The organism is Verrucomicrobiaceae bacterium, assembly GCA_016713035.1.
Lineage (GTDB): Bacteria > Verrucomicrobiota > Verrucomicrobiia > Verrucomicrobiales > Verrucomicrobiaceae > Prosthecobacter.
On the sequence record JADJPW010000006.1, the window covers coordinates 385,656 to 399,106 of the forward strand.

Annotated in this window: 15 protein-coding genes; 6 read left to right on the forward strand and 9 right to left on the reverse strand. The window is 59.4% G+C overall.

Translation table 11 applies throughout. The features are described 5' to 3' along the window. Nucleotides 1-7 precede the first annotated feature (7 nt). The 3 genes from IPK32_18780 to IPK32_18790 form a co-directional block, all read right to left on the reverse strand. A complete protein-coding gene (locus IPK32_18780; GenBank protein MBK8093954.1) occupies nucleotides 8-1,534 on the reverse strand; it encodes a proline--tRNA ligase in 1,527 nt (508 codons plus the stop codon). A gap of 130 nt (nucleotides 1,535-1,664) precedes the next feature. Beyond that, nucleotides 1,665-2,192: a hypothetical protein gene (locus IPK32_18785; protein ID MBK8093955.1), complete on the reverse strand. Its 528-nt coding sequence runs from the start codon at nucleotides 2,190-2,192 to the stop codon at nucleotides 1,665-1,667. 36 nt (nucleotides 2,193-2,228) lie between these two features. Next, nucleotides 2,229-2,696 carry a hypothetical protein gene (locus IPK32_18790; protein MBK8093956.1) on the reverse strand — a complete coding sequence of 156 codons (468 nt, stop codon included), beginning with the start codon at nucleotides 2,694-2,696 and terminating at the stop codon, nucleotides 2,229-2,231. 209 nt (nucleotides 2,697-2,905) lie between these two features. Between IPK32_18790 and IPK32_18795 the strand changes: the two genes are divergently transcribed. Next, the gene (locus tag IPK32_18795; GenBank protein ID MBK8093957.1) at nucleotides 2,906-3,772 is read left to right on the forward strand and encodes an AraC family transcriptional regulator; all 867 of its coding nucleotides are present in this window, start codon (nucleotides 2,906-2,908) and stop codon (nucleotides 3,770-3,772) included. Between the two features lie 33 nt (nucleotides 3,773-3,805). Then, the gene (locus IPK32_18800; GenBank protein MBK8093958.1) at nucleotides 3,806-4,225 is read left to right on the forward strand and encodes a SufE family protein; all 420 of its coding nucleotides are present in this window, start codon (nucleotides 3,806-3,808) and stop codon (nucleotides 4,223-4,225) included. 237 nt (nucleotides 4,226-4,462) lie between these two features. Here the strand turns inward: IPK32_18800 and rpiB are convergent, their stop codons facing one another. From rpiB to IPK32_18830, 6 genes are all read right to left on the reverse strand, one after another. Next, the gene (rpiB, locus tag IPK32_18805) at nucleotides 4,463-6,148 is read right to left on the reverse strand and encodes a ribose 5-phosphate isomerase B (GenBank protein MBK8093959.1); all 1,686 of its coding nucleotides are present in this window, start codon (nucleotides 6,146-6,148) and stop codon (nucleotides 4,463-4,465) included. Next, nucleotides 6,148-6,615: a low molecular weight protein arginine phosphatase gene (locus IPK32_18810; GenBank protein MBK8093960.1), complete on the reverse strand. Its 468-nt coding sequence runs from the start codon at nucleotides 6,613-6,615 to the stop codon at nucleotides 6,148-6,150. Before IPK32_18810 ends, rpiB begins: the two co-directional genes overlap by 1 nt. Nucleotides 6,616-6,647: 32 nt before the next feature. After that, complete coding sequence (locus tag IPK32_18815; protein ID MBK8093961.1) at nucleotides 6,648-7,460, reverse strand: hypothetical protein; 813 nt, start codon at nucleotides 7,458-7,460, stop codon at nucleotides 6,648-6,650. Between the two features lie 29 nt (nucleotides 7,461-7,489). Continuing rightward, on the reverse strand, nucleotides 7,490-8,332 hold the full coding sequence (gene ispH / locus IPK32_18820) for a 4-hydroxy-3-methylbut-2-enyl diphosphate reductase (GenBank protein ID MBK8093962.1): 843 nt from the start codon (nucleotides 8,330-8,332) through the stop codon (nucleotides 7,490-7,492). 73 nt (nucleotides 8,333-8,405) lie between these two features. After that, entirely contained in the window at nucleotides 8,406-8,705 is a 300-nt protein-coding gene (locus IPK32_18825; GenBank protein ID MBK8093963.1) for a transcriptional regulator, read from the reverse strand. Then, entirely contained in the window at nucleotides 8,702-9,370 is a 669-nt protein-coding gene (locus IPK32_18830) for a hypothetical protein (GenBank protein ID MBK8093964.1), read from the reverse strand. Before IPK32_18830 ends, IPK32_18825 begins: the two co-directional genes overlap by 4 nt. A gap of 157 nt (nucleotides 9,371-9,527) precedes the next feature. Here IPK32_18830 and IPK32_18835 point away from each other — a divergent pair, with 157 nt between their 5' ends. From IPK32_18835 to IPK32_18850, 4 genes are all read left to right on the forward strand, one after another. Next, the gene (locus IPK32_18835) at nucleotides 9,528-10,652 is read left to right on the forward strand and encodes a hypothetical protein (GenBank protein MBK8093965.1); all 1,125 of its coding nucleotides are present in this window, start codon (nucleotides 9,528-9,530) and stop codon (nucleotides 10,650-10,652) included. After that, a complete protein-coding gene (locus tag IPK32_18840; GenBank protein MBK8093966.1) occupies nucleotides 10,649-11,725 on the forward strand; it encodes a TlpA family protein disulfide reductase in 1,077 nt (358 codons plus the stop codon). Before IPK32_18835 ends, IPK32_18840 begins: the two co-directional genes overlap by 4 nt. 61 nt (nucleotides 11,726-11,786) lie before the next feature. Further along, nucleotides 11,787-12,233: a hypothetical protein gene (locus IPK32_18845; protein MBK8093967.1), complete on the forward strand. Its 447-nt coding sequence runs from the start codon at nucleotides 11,787-11,789 to the stop codon at nucleotides 12,231-12,233. 64 nt (nucleotides 12,234-12,297) lie between these two features. Next, on the forward strand, nucleotides 12,298-13,419 hold the full coding sequence (locus tag IPK32_18850; protein MBK8093968.1) for a hypothetical protein: 1,122 nt from the start codon (nucleotides 12,298-12,300) through the stop codon (nucleotides 13,417-13,419). The last annotated feature ends 32 nt before the right edge of the window (nucleotides 13,420-13,451 follow it).

A 13,451-nucleotide genomic window follows, 5' to 3' on the forward strand; every position in this document is an offset into this window, starting at 1 on the left:
AGATGGATCAATAACTCCGCGCAAAGACCACTCGGCGTTGGCTGGGGCGGCCGGTGAGGAAGCAGGTGCCGTTTTCGACGTATTGGTTGCCGTGCGGGATGCAGCGGATGGTGATTTTGTTTTCTTTGGCGAGCTTTTCCTCTTCTTCCATGGTGCCTGCCCAGTGCATGAGGGCGAAGCCGCCACTGCTGGCTTCATCAGCGAAGAAGGCTTTGAATTCTTCGAGCGTTTCGAGCTTTTTGGTGTGGGCATCCCGCAGGGCGGTGGCACGGTCGAGGAGGGCCTGCTGGATTTCTGCAAGTCGCTCCTGCACCTGCTGGATGAAGTCTTCTTTGCCGAGGAATTCTTTGGCCTTTGGTCCCTGATCGCGGCGGCAAACGGCGACGCTGCGGCTGGTGATGTCACGTGGGCCCATTTCGACGCGGAGAGGGACACCTTTTTTGATCCATTCCCAATTCTTCTGGCCACCGGGGAGATCCCGCTTGTCCACGAGCACGCGGATGGGCTCTCCAGCCCAAGTTTGGCTGCGGAGGGTCTGGGCGAGGGCTTCGCAGGCGTCGATGATTTCCTGTCGTGTGTCGGGCTTCGGAGTGACGGGAAGGATGACGATCTGCTGCGGTGCGACGCGTGGTGGGATGATCACGCCGTCGTCGTCGCCATGGGCCATGATGAGGGTGCCGATGAGGCGAGTGCTGACGCCCCAGCTGGTGGTGTGTGCGAATTGGCGTGTGTTGTCGCGGCCGAGGAACTGGATGCCTGCGGCTTTGGAGAAGTTTTGGCCCAGGTAGTGCGATGTGCCGGCCTGGATGGCTTTTTTGTCCTGAACCATCGCTTCGACAGTCAGGGTGCGGACGGCACCGGGGAAGCGCTCGCGCTCGGTTTTCTCGCCAGGGATGGTGGGGATGGCGAGGTGGTCACGGAGGAAGTCCTCATAGACTTTGTGCATCGTCTCGGTCTCGACGATGGCTTCTTCAGCGGTCTCATGGGCGGTGTGGCCCTCTTGCCAGAGGAACTCTGCGGTGCGGAGGAAAAGGCGGGGGCGCATTTCCCAGCGCATGACGTTGCACCACTGATTGATGAGTAGTGGCAGATCGCGGTAGCTCTCGACCCAGCGGGCAAAGGCGGCACCGATGATGGTTTCGGAAGTGGGGCGGATGACGAAGGGCTCGGCGAGTTCGCCGGTGGGGATCATCTTGGTGGTGCCATCGGGCTGCTTCTGTGCCTCTAGGCGATGATGGGTGACGACGGCACACTCGGTGGCAAAGCCTTCGGCATGCTGGGCTTCCTTTTCCAAGTAGCTCAAGGGGATGAGCAAGGGGAAGTAGGCGTTGACGTGGCCGGTGGCTTTGAATTTCGCATCGAGCTGGCGCTGGATGCTCTCCCACAGGCCGTAGCCCCAGGGTTTGATGACCATGCAGCCACGCACTTCGGAGTTCTCCGCCATGTCGGAGGCGCGGATGACCTGCTGGTACCATTCGGGGAAATCTTTTTCGCGGGTGGGGCTGATGGCGGGGGCGGCTGCGGCGTTGCTCATGGTGTTTTTTTGGAGGGGGAGAGAGTAGGGCGGATAGCAAGGTGTTCAACCCCAATGCCATGCACAAAAAAAACGGGCGACTCAGGTGAGCCGCCCGTGTGGGAGTCGGATGCTTTGTTTTCGCTCCAGATTACTTCGCGAATGGGCTAGTGATCAGCTTGCGGAAGCTTTCATTGAGCTTGGCGATGGCGTCTTTCGGGCCAGTGAGCTTGATGAAGACGTTGTTGTCATCTGCGGTGGGGACGATGGCTCCGAGGAGGGTGTAGCCCTCCTTCGGTGTCTTCGCACCCATCGGCGGGCCGTCGTTGTAGGTGCCGGTGGCCGTTACGAGTGTGACTTTTTTGCCACCTGCTTCGATCTCTTCCGTTTTAGACTCGGGCTTCGTCGCGAATTGGCCGATCCAGCGATCCACATTCGCCTGCACTCCGCCACCACCGCCTGGGAAGACGTAAAAAGCGGCTTCTAGCGGCTTTTCGACGCCTTCGGCTTTGGCGAGGAGTGTGGCGACACGCATCATACCGGGCGTCTGCGAGAGAGACCACGGTGCAGCATACGCGAAGTTGAGGCCACCAGCTTCGACTTTACCACCGTCCTCCGCACGAAGCGTGGTGGTGGCAAAGCCAGCGAGGGCCAGGAGGATGAATGAGGCACGTTTCATGTGGAGAGAATGGGTGTGTTAAAGAAGACGAGTGAATTACTTCACGATGAGCTTGCCCTTCATGAGCAGGAAGTGACCAGGGAAGGTGCAGATGTAGGGATATTCACCGGCTTCGGCAGGAGCGGTGAATTCGAGCACTTCCTTCTGACCAGGCTGCACCAGCTTGGTGTTGGCGATGATGTCGGCTGCGGCAGACTCAGGGATGTAGTTCTTGGACATTGCGGCGGGATCGGCAGCCATCTGAAGTGAGGCATTGCCCACGACAGCGTCTTTACCGGGCTTCACGAGCACCCAGTTATGCGGGAGGGGTGGGACATTTGGGATGATGGAGTTATCAAAGGTGAGTTTGACCTTCTGGCCAGGTTTGGCGGAGAGCTCGGCCAGATCAAATGTCATGCCTGTGGGGGCAGAGGGCTTGATGGTGAGTTCAGCCACGGCAGCATCCTGGGCGAATGCGGCGGCGCTGACGAGGGAGAGAGCAGTGAGGAGGATGCGTTTCATCATGATGGATGGGGATGGGATTTTTTTGTGTAGCCGGGGAGGCACTCTAATCGGGGCGCTAGCAGGAGGTTTATCAACGACTTTTTCCTGCGTGAGTCGGTGTTTTGTCGTGCGTGGGATGCTCTGACAGAGCGTTTGAGGGCGAAAAATGACCGCCGTGCCATCTTCGTTCTTCCATCCAGCGTGGGAAGCGGTATGACCAGATCCGTTTCATGAAGCCTGTGTTTGAAAAAGTGCCCAGACGCGACTGGGAGTCGTTTCACTGCGAAATCGTTCGCGGGGCAGACTACGGCACACGCTGGCATTTTCACCCTGAGTTCCAAATCACCCTGGCGGTGCGTAGCAGCGGGCACCGTGTCGTCGGCGATCACATAGGCCCGCTCACCGATGGCGACATCGTGCTCCTCGGGGCAAATCTCCCCCACGTCTGGCACCAGGATGAGGCGAGCGGCCGTGAGGTGCATGCCGTCATCGTGCGTTTTGATCCACAGATCCTCGGTGGAGATTTTTTTCGCCTACCCGAGATGGAAGGAGTACGTCGTGTGCTGGAGCGTGCCTCCCGTGGCCTGGAAGTGCGTGGAAAGACCCGCGGCCTTGTCGCTGCGCACATGAAGCGCATCGCCGAGACGGAGGGCCTAGCCCGCATTCTCGAATTACTCGCCATTTTGCATGAGCTAGCACAGGCGGGCTCCGATGTGCGGCCGCTCGCCAGCACGGGGTATTTGCCCAAGCTGGAATCCGCAGACCAGGATCGCATGCAGCGAGTGTGTGACTTTATCCACTCACGGCTCACCGAGGACATCGACCGGGCGAAGCTCGCCCGACTCGCCCACCTCAGTGAGGGAGCCTTCAGCCGCTTCTTCCACTCCCGCACAGGCAAAACAGTGCCAGAATATGTCAACGAAGTCCGTGTCGGCCGCGCCTGTCGAATGCTGGCAGAAGATGCCGCCAACATCACCGACATCGCCATGGACTGTGGCTACCGGAACCTCGCCAACTTCAATCGCCGCTTCCGTCAAGTCACTGGCATGACGCCAAGCCGCTACCGTGAGAAATTCCGTGGTGCCGCAGGTATCTAAACGGCACATCCGATCATTTTCCCCACTGACTCAATGCCCCTGGCAGAAAAACAACGTCAACTCATCGAGGATCTACTCCTCATCCCAGATGTACAGGAGCGCCTCTCAGCCCTCACCAGCTACGCCGCGCGGATGCACCTCCCCCCAGAACAGCATACAGACGCCAATCGAGTTCCTGGCTGTGTTTCCCGCGTTTGGTTGAGCGGTGAGTTACGCGGAGGCCGCACACGATTTGATTGCGAGGCCGATTCCCCGATGGTGAAGGCCTTGGTCGCCCTTTTATGCGATCTATATAGTGACGCCACTCCACAGGAGGTCAGTCTTGTTGAGCCAGAAATCTTGGAAGGATGCCATTTCACCAAAATGCTCACTCCGACACGATTAAACGGCTTAGCCCATGTTCGGGCTCGTATTCGCCAGCTCGCGCTGGAGTGGTGTGCAGCAGTGGAATGATTTTGGTACTTGAGCGGCTCTCAAAACCCAGCCGCCAAAGGTTCGATCAGCCGTCAAAGTGGTAAATCTGCACTCCAAGTCAGATGCCCCCCCCCGGCAAAGCCGGGGGTATCTGACTTTGCTGGGAACACGGAAAGGAAACGGAATCGGGTTGGGGGGGGCGGTTTGTTCGGCTGAAAGCAAAAAAGGCAGCAAGCGCTCGTGCACTTGCTGCCTGTCCAGTTAGGAATTGATGACTCAAGGCAACGGAAATCGCTGATTCGCCGCACTGACTTCTTTGCGGATCTCCGCCAAGACGGCGTCGTTTTCGCGGTTGGTGAGGGCGCGGTCGATCCAGGTGGCGATTTGGGTCATCTCGGCTTCTTTCATGCCGCGAGTCGTCACGGCAGGGGTGCCGACGCGGATGCCGCCGCCGAGGGTGATCTTCTCGGTGTCGAAGGGGATGCCGTTTTTGTTCACGGTGATGGCGGCCTTGTCGAGGGTCTCGCTGGCGATTTTGCCGTTGAGGCCTTTCGGGCGGAGATCGACGAGCATGAGGTGATTGTCCGTGCCGCCGCTGACGATGCGGTAGCCGAGGGCGGTGAGCGCGGCGGCGAGGGCCTGGGCGTTTTTGACGACCTGGGCGGTGTAGTCTTTGAAGTCAGGCTTGAGGCATTCGCCGAAGCAGACGGCCTTCGCGGCGATGACGTGCATGAGCGGGCCGCCCTGCACGCCGGGGAAGACCTGGCTCTGGATCTTTTTGAAGAGGTCTTCGTTGTTGGTGAGGATCATGCCGCCACGGGGGCCACGCAGACTCTTATGCGTGGTGGTGGTGACGAAGTCGGCGTGCTCCATGGGTGATGGATGGGCTCCACCAGCGACGAGGCCGGCGATGTGGGCCATATCGACGAAGAGGTAAGCGCCGACGCTCTTAGCGATCTCGCTCATTTTTTTGAAGTCGATGATGCGCGGGTAGGCGCTGGCACCGGCGGTGATCATCTTCGGCTTTTCACGCAGGGCGACTTCGGCGAGTTCGTCGTAGTTGATGCGTTCATCGCTCTGGCTGACGCCGTATTGGCAGAACTGGTAAAGACGGCCGCTGAAGTTGGCGGGGTTGCCGTGGGTCAAATGGCCGCCGTGGGCGAGGTTCATGCCCAGCACTTTGTCGCCGGGCTGGAGCACGCTGAAATAGACAGCGGCATTGGCCTGCGAGCCTGAATGCGGCTGCACGTTGGCGAATTTGGCACCGAAAAGCTCGCAGGCGCGGTCGATGGCGAGTTGCTCGACCTTGTCCACTTCCTCGCAGCCACCATACCAGCGCTTACCGGGGTAACCTTCGGCGTATTTGTTCGTCAGGCAGCTTCCTTGCGCGGCCATGACGGCGCGGGAGGTGAAGTTCTCACTGGCGATGAGCTCGATGTGGTCCTGCTGGCGATGCTGCTCACCCTGGATGATCTGGGCGACGGCGGGGTCCGAGGAGGCGAGGATGCTGAGGGGGTGGGCTTGGGTGTTCATTTTATCGACTCTGCGACCGTGGCGGCCACCGGCGAAGGGGGTCTTCAACCAGGTGTCCACGATTTCCATGGCGGTGGGTTCAGGGGTGGTTTTGCCGGCAAGGCAGAGAATGTTGGAGGCATTGTGCTCCCGAGTGATGGCTGCGGTGGCCACATCACTGACGAGGCTGGCCTGGATGCCTGCGTGGCGGTTCGCAGCGATGCTCATGCCGATACCGGTGGTGCAAACGAGGATGCCTGCTTCGGCACGGCCATCGAGCACACGCTCGCTGACGAGTTCTGCGTAGTCCGGGTAGTCCACAGAGGCACCATCATGGGTGCCGAGGTCGTCCACAGCATGCCCGGCGGCTTTTAGGTGTGCTACGACGGCATTTTTGAGTGTGAGGCCGCCGTGATCGGAGCCGATGGCAATGGTGGTGGGCTGTGGCATTAATCTTTAAAAGTTTGGTCGATGTAGGCGACGAGGGAAGGGAGCATTTTCTCCAGATCGGCGTGGGTGTCGTCGTAGGCGGCTCTGCCGCTGCCAAAGGGGTCGCTGACGTCTTTGCTGCGGAGGTCGTCTTCGGCGGCGAATTCGGAGACGAGATAGACTTTGTCCGCATGCTCGGGGAATTCACCCGCAATGGCGGCGATGTGATGCCCCGCCATGGCGAAGATGTGGGTGGCGGCACGCACCATGTCCTCATCGAGCATCCGACTGGAGAAGGTGTCGCTGAGGAGGCCTTTTTGCCTCAGGATGGCGAGGGTATGCTTGCTGGCGGGCATGCCGGGCGCTGCGGCGATGCCGGCGCTGGAGACTTCATAGTCGCTGCGGCCTTTCACGAGGTCACGGAACAGCGCCTCCGCAAGGGGGCTGCGGCAGGTGTTTCCGGTGCAGACAAAAAGTACTCGTTTCAAGGGGCCGCAGTGTGGCGGGACGAGCGGGCTTGTCAAAGCTCGTGGCGTGAGAAATCGCGGTTCGTTGGTCCGAGTGGCAAATGAGGCATTTGGGAGCCTGGGGCAGAGGTGGTCGCTGTGGTGAGCTGGGTGGTTAGCTGCTCAAGACGTGACATGAAGCGCTCGAGGCTGCGGGTGCAGCGGCTGCGGAAGTCGGCAGGAGTGACCTGCATGGCGCGGAGGCAGGTGCGGTGATCCCAGGAGACGATGGCGGCGCTGATGCGGTGGATGAGGCGGAACTGTACACGCCAGAGTGCCCGTGCGGCGGGTGTGAGCTCCTGGAGCCGCTCGGCGAGGAATTGGCGCTGGAATTCGAGATGCTTCATTTCATCACGAAGGAGTTTGTGTGAGACTTGGCATACGGCGGCATCGCTGGAGCGGAGGTAGAGCATGCCGAAGTACACTTCCGCGACGAGCTCGGCGGTGAGGAGGACTTGGATGTTGAATTCGAGGTTCACCAGATTGCGCAGCCAGCGGAAGATGCTGTTGGTCCACTGTTTTTTGAGCATGGGGATGCGCAGATGTCCGAGCAGGCGACCGAGGAGGGCGGCGTGGCTTTGCTCCTCTGCAACAAAGAGGTCGATGGCCCGCTGGTAGCCTGCGAATTGATCGAGTGGGGTGATTTGTCGGGCGTAGCGCTTGAGGCGTGATCCGCCGCCGCTCTCTCCGAGCTGGAAGATGGCGAGTGAGCGGCCCAGGGGGAGGCGGATGGCATCGGGGAGCTCACTGGGGCAGGCGGGGAGCTGCATGCTGTCGTTGCGGCGGGTGTTGGTTTGGAAGTGGTTGATCCAGTAGGCGGTGTTCATGGCGGTGGGTGGGTTAGTTTTTGGAGGGTTTAGTTTTGGATGGTTTTGAGGCGTTGGAGGACGGCGTGGACGGTTTCATCGAGGGTGCTGGTGCCTGCGGTGACGCCGACATTGGTGGCTGCGTGGAACCAGGTGGGATCGAGCTCGTTTTCGCTCTCGATTTGGAGCACGCGGCAGCCGAGGGCGGTGGCTTTGGCGGTGAGTTGGCGGGTGTTGTTGCTGTTTCGGCCGCCGATGACGACGATGTGGTCGCAGCGGCGGCAGAGCTCATCGAGGGCGGTCTGGCGCTGCTTGGTGGGATGACAGATGGTGTCGATGAATCGCACCTCGCTGGCGGGAAAGCGGGCTTTGATGGTGGCGACGACCCAGAGGGCGACTTCGACAGGCTGGGTGGTCTGCGAGACGATGCCGAGGCGTGGATGCGGCGGGATGTGGGCGAGATCTGCCTCATCTAGGACCACGATGGCCTGCGGGTGGTCGCCGATGAGGCCGCGGACCTCGACATGGCTGCGCTGGCCGATGACGATGGGCTGGTAGCCCTCTCGCACGAGCATGGCGAGGGCTTCGTGGGCTTTATGGACGAGTGGGCAGGTGGTGTCGGTGATTTGGCGGCCGTTTTGACTCCAGCGCTGGCGATCTGCATCGGAGGCACCGTGCGCGGTGATGACGACGTGTGGAGTGGTGGCGCTGGCTAGATCGTTCAGGTCGCTACGGCGTGCCCCGACAGCATCGAGGTGCCGATCTACGAGTGGATTATGCACGAGCTGGCCGAGGATGGTGAGCGGGCCGCGCTGGGCGGCGTCGTGGGTGGCGCGGAGGGCGTCGCGGACGCCGAAACACATGCCGTGATGTTGTGCGAGGTGGATGTTCATAGTGTTGGAGGGTGGAATCTGGATCTGGGGGGGTGGATGTTACTTTGTGGCGCAAAGTGAGTGGGCACGGCTTTCAGCCTTTGGCGGCTTTGACGATGGCTTCGAGCAGGTCGATGTGGGTCTGGAAGGCACGCCGGCCTGTGGTGGTGAGTTTGTAAGTCGTGCGTGGGCGGCTGCCGCTTTGATCGCAGTCTTCTTCGACGTAGCTGGCGTTCACGAGGGTGCGCATGTGGGTGATGAGATTCCCATCACTCATGCCGAGCTCGGTTTTGAGATCCTGGAAGGACCAGTCACCACGGGCGGAAAGCAGGGTCATGATGGCGAGGCGGCTTTTTTCGTGAATGAGCCGGTCGAGCTGGTCGAAGTCGATCATGCGGTGACCACCTCCGATTTGAGTGCCTGCGGCGGACGGCTGAGAAAGACCGCGATGGCATAAATGACGTGCAGGAGGCCAAAAGTGAGCCCCATGACGATGGAGGCCGGTCCGAGGTCACTGGAGAGATTCCGCACATCGGGATTCGCGGCCCAAAGGAGGAGTAAGAGGAGCCCCAGACTCACAAAAGCCCAACCAAGCCGTATCAACGAACGCGGCGAAAAACCCGCTGTGGCGAGCAGTGCCAGTCCGTGGCCGAGAGCCCACATCAATGCTGCGAGGGTGAGATTATGCAGAAAGATGACCAGGATGAGTGCGACCGCGCCACCGACGAGCATGGGCGGCAAAAAGGCCCGTAGGGCCATGCGCATGCCGTCTGAGACGAAGGGTTGATCCCGACGGCGTGCCTCACGGGCGAGTAGCAACATGTTCACGACCGAGGTGATGGCTAGGATGCTGTGCCAGAGGATGAGGAAGGTGCGGTTGGAGAAGAGTGCGGCTCCATCATGTTGCGCTGCGTGCCATGCTGGCCAGACAGAGGCCGTGAGGGCTAAGACACCACCTAGCAATGCGGCTGGGGCGGAGATGGCGCGGTAAATATGCGCTTTCTCCATGAGGGATCGGATGACGCGGAGGTGCTCCAGGGCGGTGTGTGCTTGGCTCATGATGTGAGTGACTTTGCGAGACAAAGTGAAGGCTGCAAGCATGAACTTTGTGCTACAAAGTGATTTCACAGAAACTTCACCCAAACCCTGCGAATGCTTCACAAACCTTAAATTCCTACTTGGCAGTTGTTTATAATTATCATAAATTGGAGCCCTGATGTCCTTACGCTCCGCATTTCTCCTGTCGGCTGCCGCGCTCGCTCTCCTGGGCGGTGGGCATCTGAGCGTGCTCGCGGCAGATCCCACGGCTGAGCAGCAGGAGTGGCTGGAGCTGATCAATCGCTTTCGTGCAGATCCGCAGGGCGAGCTAGATCGGCTCGTGAATATCACAGGGAACTCCTGGGACCCAGTCAAGGCTAGTGATCCGAATGTGGTGATCGCATTGAATTACTTCGGCACCAGTGCGGCGGATTTGGTGGCGCAATTTAGTGTGCTGAACTCTGCACCAGCGTTGGCGTGGAATAGCTCTCTACACGCCTCCTCACTGACCTACTCGAACCTGATGGTCTCACAGGACCAGCAGTCTCATACCCTAGACGGACTCACCATCGACCAGCGTATCCAGGCGGGTGGCTATGGTGCGAACTGGCTCCGAGCAGGGGAAAACCTCTTCGCCGCGACGCAAAGCACCATCCATGGACACACAGGCATGGTGATCGACTGGGGGGACCAGGATGGCAATGGCATCGCGCCATTTGGCAATGGTATCCAGAGCCCAGCCGGGCACCGCGTGGCCTTGCTGGATGCGGAGTTCAAAGAAATCGGCATCGCCTTTCAGTCCGTAGCGATCCCGGGCACGAATGTGATCGCCACCGGCCCATTGGTCGTCACTCAGCACATGGGAAGCCTGTATCGTTTTACCGGGACGAGCTACATCTCGGATGCGATCCTCACGGGCTCCATTTTTAATGACGTTATCGTCTCGGATAGCATCTACACAGCGGGCGAGGGACTGTCAGGCTTCCTCGTGCAGGTCTATGATGCCGTGACCGATGCCCTAGTAGCCTCTGGCACGACGAACAGTGCCGGTGGTTACAATATCTCCCTCCAAGACCTCATCGATGGCAGGCAATACCGCGTCGAGGCACCTAGCACGGGGGACACACCTGAGTTCTTCACCCTCACCTCCAGCGTACACGACTTCGGGGCACCAGTGACGATGTATGACAATGTGTATGCGTCATTCAATATGGTGCCGGAGCCGGGTGGTGCGGTGCTCTGCCTCGCCGCAGGTCTGTTTGTCGGAGCATCCCGTCGCCGTGTATCCTTTCCCGCCTCATGACACACCGTATTCTAGCCCTCATCCTACTCACGGCGGCGTCCACGCTGCGTGCTGGCCCACTCGGAGATGAAATCCGCAAGCAGATCGACGACTACGAGAACTCTGTCCGCGCAAACACACTGAAAATCATCCACGCCACATCCGAGGAGGAAAAGGCGAAATACCGCAGCACCATCCCCAGTGCCGAGCCCTGTGTGAAAAAACTCATGGAGCTGGTGAAGGCCAATCCTGAAGATGCGGATGCCGTCAAAGCCGTGACCTGGCTAGCCATCAGCGGTGCCAGCTATCCAGAGGGGCAAGAGGCGCTGAGACTGCTCACCGAGAAATACGCTGCCAGCGCAGGTATCGCAGAGACAGTGAAGCAATTCGAGTACCGTGGCCTGTCTGCCGAGCCGTTTTTAAAGGCGGTGGTCGAAAAAAACACGAACCGACCCGAGCTCGCAGCGGCACTCTATGCCCTCGGAGCGGTGCATTTCAAAAACTACGATACCGCGCTCGATAAAGCCACCGTGGAGGCCTCAAAGAAGACCGCGATGGAGAGCTTTCAGCGTCTGGCGGCTGAGTTCAGCGATGTCACGATCCAGGGATTCAAGCTCAACGACCAAGCCTCCAAGATGCTCTTTGAAATGGCCAATTTGCAGCCCGGCTGCGAAGCGCCCGCCATCCAGGGCAAAGACCAGGACGGCAAAGAATGCAAACTGAGTGATTACCGTGGCAAGCATGTCGTCATCGCCTTCTGGGGCGGCTGGTGCCACGCATGCCATGGACTGATGCCCATTCTCAGTGCCTATGCGCAGGAGAGCCAGGCCAAGCCCATCGCCGTCCTCGGCGTGAACACCGATCTCGAAAGCGAAGCACGCAACGCCATCGCCCAAAATGGCGCGAACTTCCGCCACATCCTCGATAACACCAACAGCGGGCCGAACACCACGCTCTACGCCCCACGGGCATTCCCCACGCTGCACCTCATCGGGCCAGACGGCATCATTTTGCTGAAAAACTCCTCTCTGGAGGCCATCCGCCAGCGCATTGAGGCGGATCTCGCGGCGAAAGCGGGTGCGGCTGGGAAATGAGGCGGCTTCTTCGCGACTTGCGCGGCAGTCACGCCTCGCTACGGACGCAGTCGCACTGACCATGACCAAAACCTTCGAAATCCTCGGAAAATTCGACACCGAAAGCGACTGCCACAAGCTCCTCTACGCTCCGCATCCGCTGCCACTCAAGTACCGCGAAGGCCGTGTCTATAAGCTCGACTTCACTGGTGATGCCGAGAAGCTCGATGCCTTCGTCCACCGCGTGCTCGTCGATCCCATCAGCCAAGAGGCCCGTACGGGCGGGGCTCCCGCTTTCGACAAAGCGGCCTTTGTGCTCGAATACGGCATGAAAGGTGCCGCTCTCGATTTGGAGAAGGAGATGATCCTGAACTACCACCGCAACACCCAGGACGCCGGCTTTGAGATCACCAAACTCGTGCTTCGCACGCGGATTTACGTCTTTGGTGAAGGCGCAGAGCCGCATCAGTTCGTCCGTGACATCGTTAATCCCGCCATCCACACCCATGAGGTGCTAAAGGCGGCCTGATCGCCCTCGGAGAACAGCAGGCATTTTCTCGACAGGGAAGGGGAATCGCGCTTTGGTAGCAGGCATGAGCGCATCCTTACGGACACCATTCTTCACCACCGCAGCCGTCCTGGCCTTGTTGCTGGGCGTCGCGGAGTTGCAGGCTGTCTCACTGAATTCTCTTTTGCATAGAGCATCACCCGCTCCAGCTGAGGCGGATGCTGCTCTGCGTGACAAAGAGTACGACCACGCAGCAAAGCTCTACGACCGCCTGCTCGAAGATGGCGCTTACGATTCCTCAGCCCGTGGGGAGCTGTTTTTTGGCCGTGGATTGGCAGAGCATCATTTGCAGGACTTTGATGCTTCGGTGCGCAGCTTCAGTGAGTCGCTGCTGAGCCAAGATGCGGATCTGCGCCTGCGTGCACACCGGGGTATCTCACTGAGTCTTTTCGAGCAAGGCGCACGCGGTCTCTCCCGCCAGCCGCAGATCACCATGAAGCGCTGGCAGGATGCTCTGAGCCACATCGACGCCGCTTTGAAGCTCGATCCCGACAACGCAGAGCTCAAAGCGAACCGTCAGCATGTCACCAAGCTCATCCAGGAACTGCGCCGCACACTGGAGCTCATGGAGCAGCAGCAAAACGGCAAAAAAGGCGACAAAGGGAAGCAGGGCCAAAAAGGAGCCAAAGGTCAAAAAGGACAAAAAGGCCAATCTGGTGAGGAGGGCGAAGGCGCAGAAGGAGAAGAAGGCGATGACGAAGGCAATGGCGCGGGCGAGCCCCAGGAGGCTGAAAAAACCGGCGAGAAAAAAGACGGCGATGATGGCATCGGTGGTAAAGACGCTAAAAACCTGCCCCAGGGCAATCTTCAGGTCGCCAAAGAGGACCCCAAGGGCAAAAAAGGCGACAAAGAGGCCTTCAAAGAGGGAGAGGGCAAAGATGGCAAAAAAGGCGATAAAACCATCGTCAAAGAAGATGGAGACAAAAAGGGCGAAAAGGACGGCAAAGGTGGCATTAGCAAAAAAGAAGTCGCCGCCAGTGGCAGTGGTGATGCACGCAGGAAAGACCAGCGGAACCAGGTGAATGAAAAAACGGGTTACAGCATCGGCCAGGCAGAATCTCTCATCGAGCACTACATGGACAAACGGGAGGTGAACCGCTACTCCAACCAATACCGCCGTCCTGCACCCAATAATAAGGACTGGTAATCTTGTCCCCTTCCTAAAAATGGCCACAGCCA

Excerpts from the sequence above, each read along its gene's own strand:
- IPK32_18840 (MBK8093966.1), top strand. The coding sequence starts at position 10,649 with ATGACACACCGTATTCTAGCCCTCATCCTACTCACGGCGGCGTCCACG.
- IPK32_18850 (MBK8093968.1), top strand. The coding sequence starts at position 12,298 with ATGAGCGCATCCTTACGGACACCATTCTTCACCACCGCAGCCGTCCTG.
- ispH (MBK8093962.1), bottom strand. The coding sequence starts at position 8,332 with ATGAACATCCACCTCGCACAACATCACGGCATGTGTTTCGGCGTCCGC.
- rpiB (MBK8093959.1), bottom strand. The coding sequence starts at position 6,148 with ATGCCACAGCCCACCACCATTGCCATCGGCTCCGATCACGGCGGCCTC.
- IPK32_18830 (MBK8093964.1), bottom strand. The coding sequence starts at position 9,370 with ATGAGCCAAGCACACACCGCCCTGGAGCACCTCCGCGTCATCCGATCC.
- IPK32_18815 (MBK8093961.1), bottom strand. The coding sequence starts at position 7,460 with ATGAACACCGCCTACTGGATCAACCACTTCCAAACCAACACCCGCCGC.
- IPK32_18780 (MBK8093954.1), bottom strand. The coding sequence starts at position 1,534 with ATGAGCAACGCCGCAGCCGCCCCCGCCATCAGCCCCACCCGCGAAAAA.
- IPK32_18800 (MBK8093958.1), top strand. The coding sequence starts at position 3,806 with ATGCCCCTGGCAGAAAAACAACGTCAACTCATCGAGGATCTACTCCTC.
- IPK32_18790 (MBK8093956.1), bottom strand. The coding sequence starts at position 2,696 with ATGATGAAACGCATCCTCCTCACTGCTCTCTCCCTCGTCAGCGCCGCC.
- IPK32_18835 (MBK8093965.1), top strand. The coding sequence starts at position 9,528 with ATGTCCTTACGCTCCGCATTTCTCCTGTCGGCTGCCGCGCTCGCTCTC.
- IPK32_18845 (MBK8093967.1), top strand. The coding sequence starts at position 11,787 with ATGACCAAAACCTTCGAAATCCTCGGAAAATTCGACACCGAAAGCGAC.
- IPK32_18795 (MBK8093957.1), top strand. The coding sequence starts at position 2,906 with ATGAAGCCTGTGTTTGAAAAAGTGCCCAGACGCGACTGGGAGTCGTTT.
- IPK32_18825 (MBK8093963.1), bottom strand. The coding sequence starts at position 8,705 with ATGATCGACTTCGACCAGCTCGACCGGCTCATTCACGAAAAAAGCCGC.
- IPK32_18785 (MBK8093955.1), bottom strand. The coding sequence starts at position 2,192 with ATGAAACGTGCCTCATTCATCCTCCTGGCCCTCGCTGGCTTTGCCACC.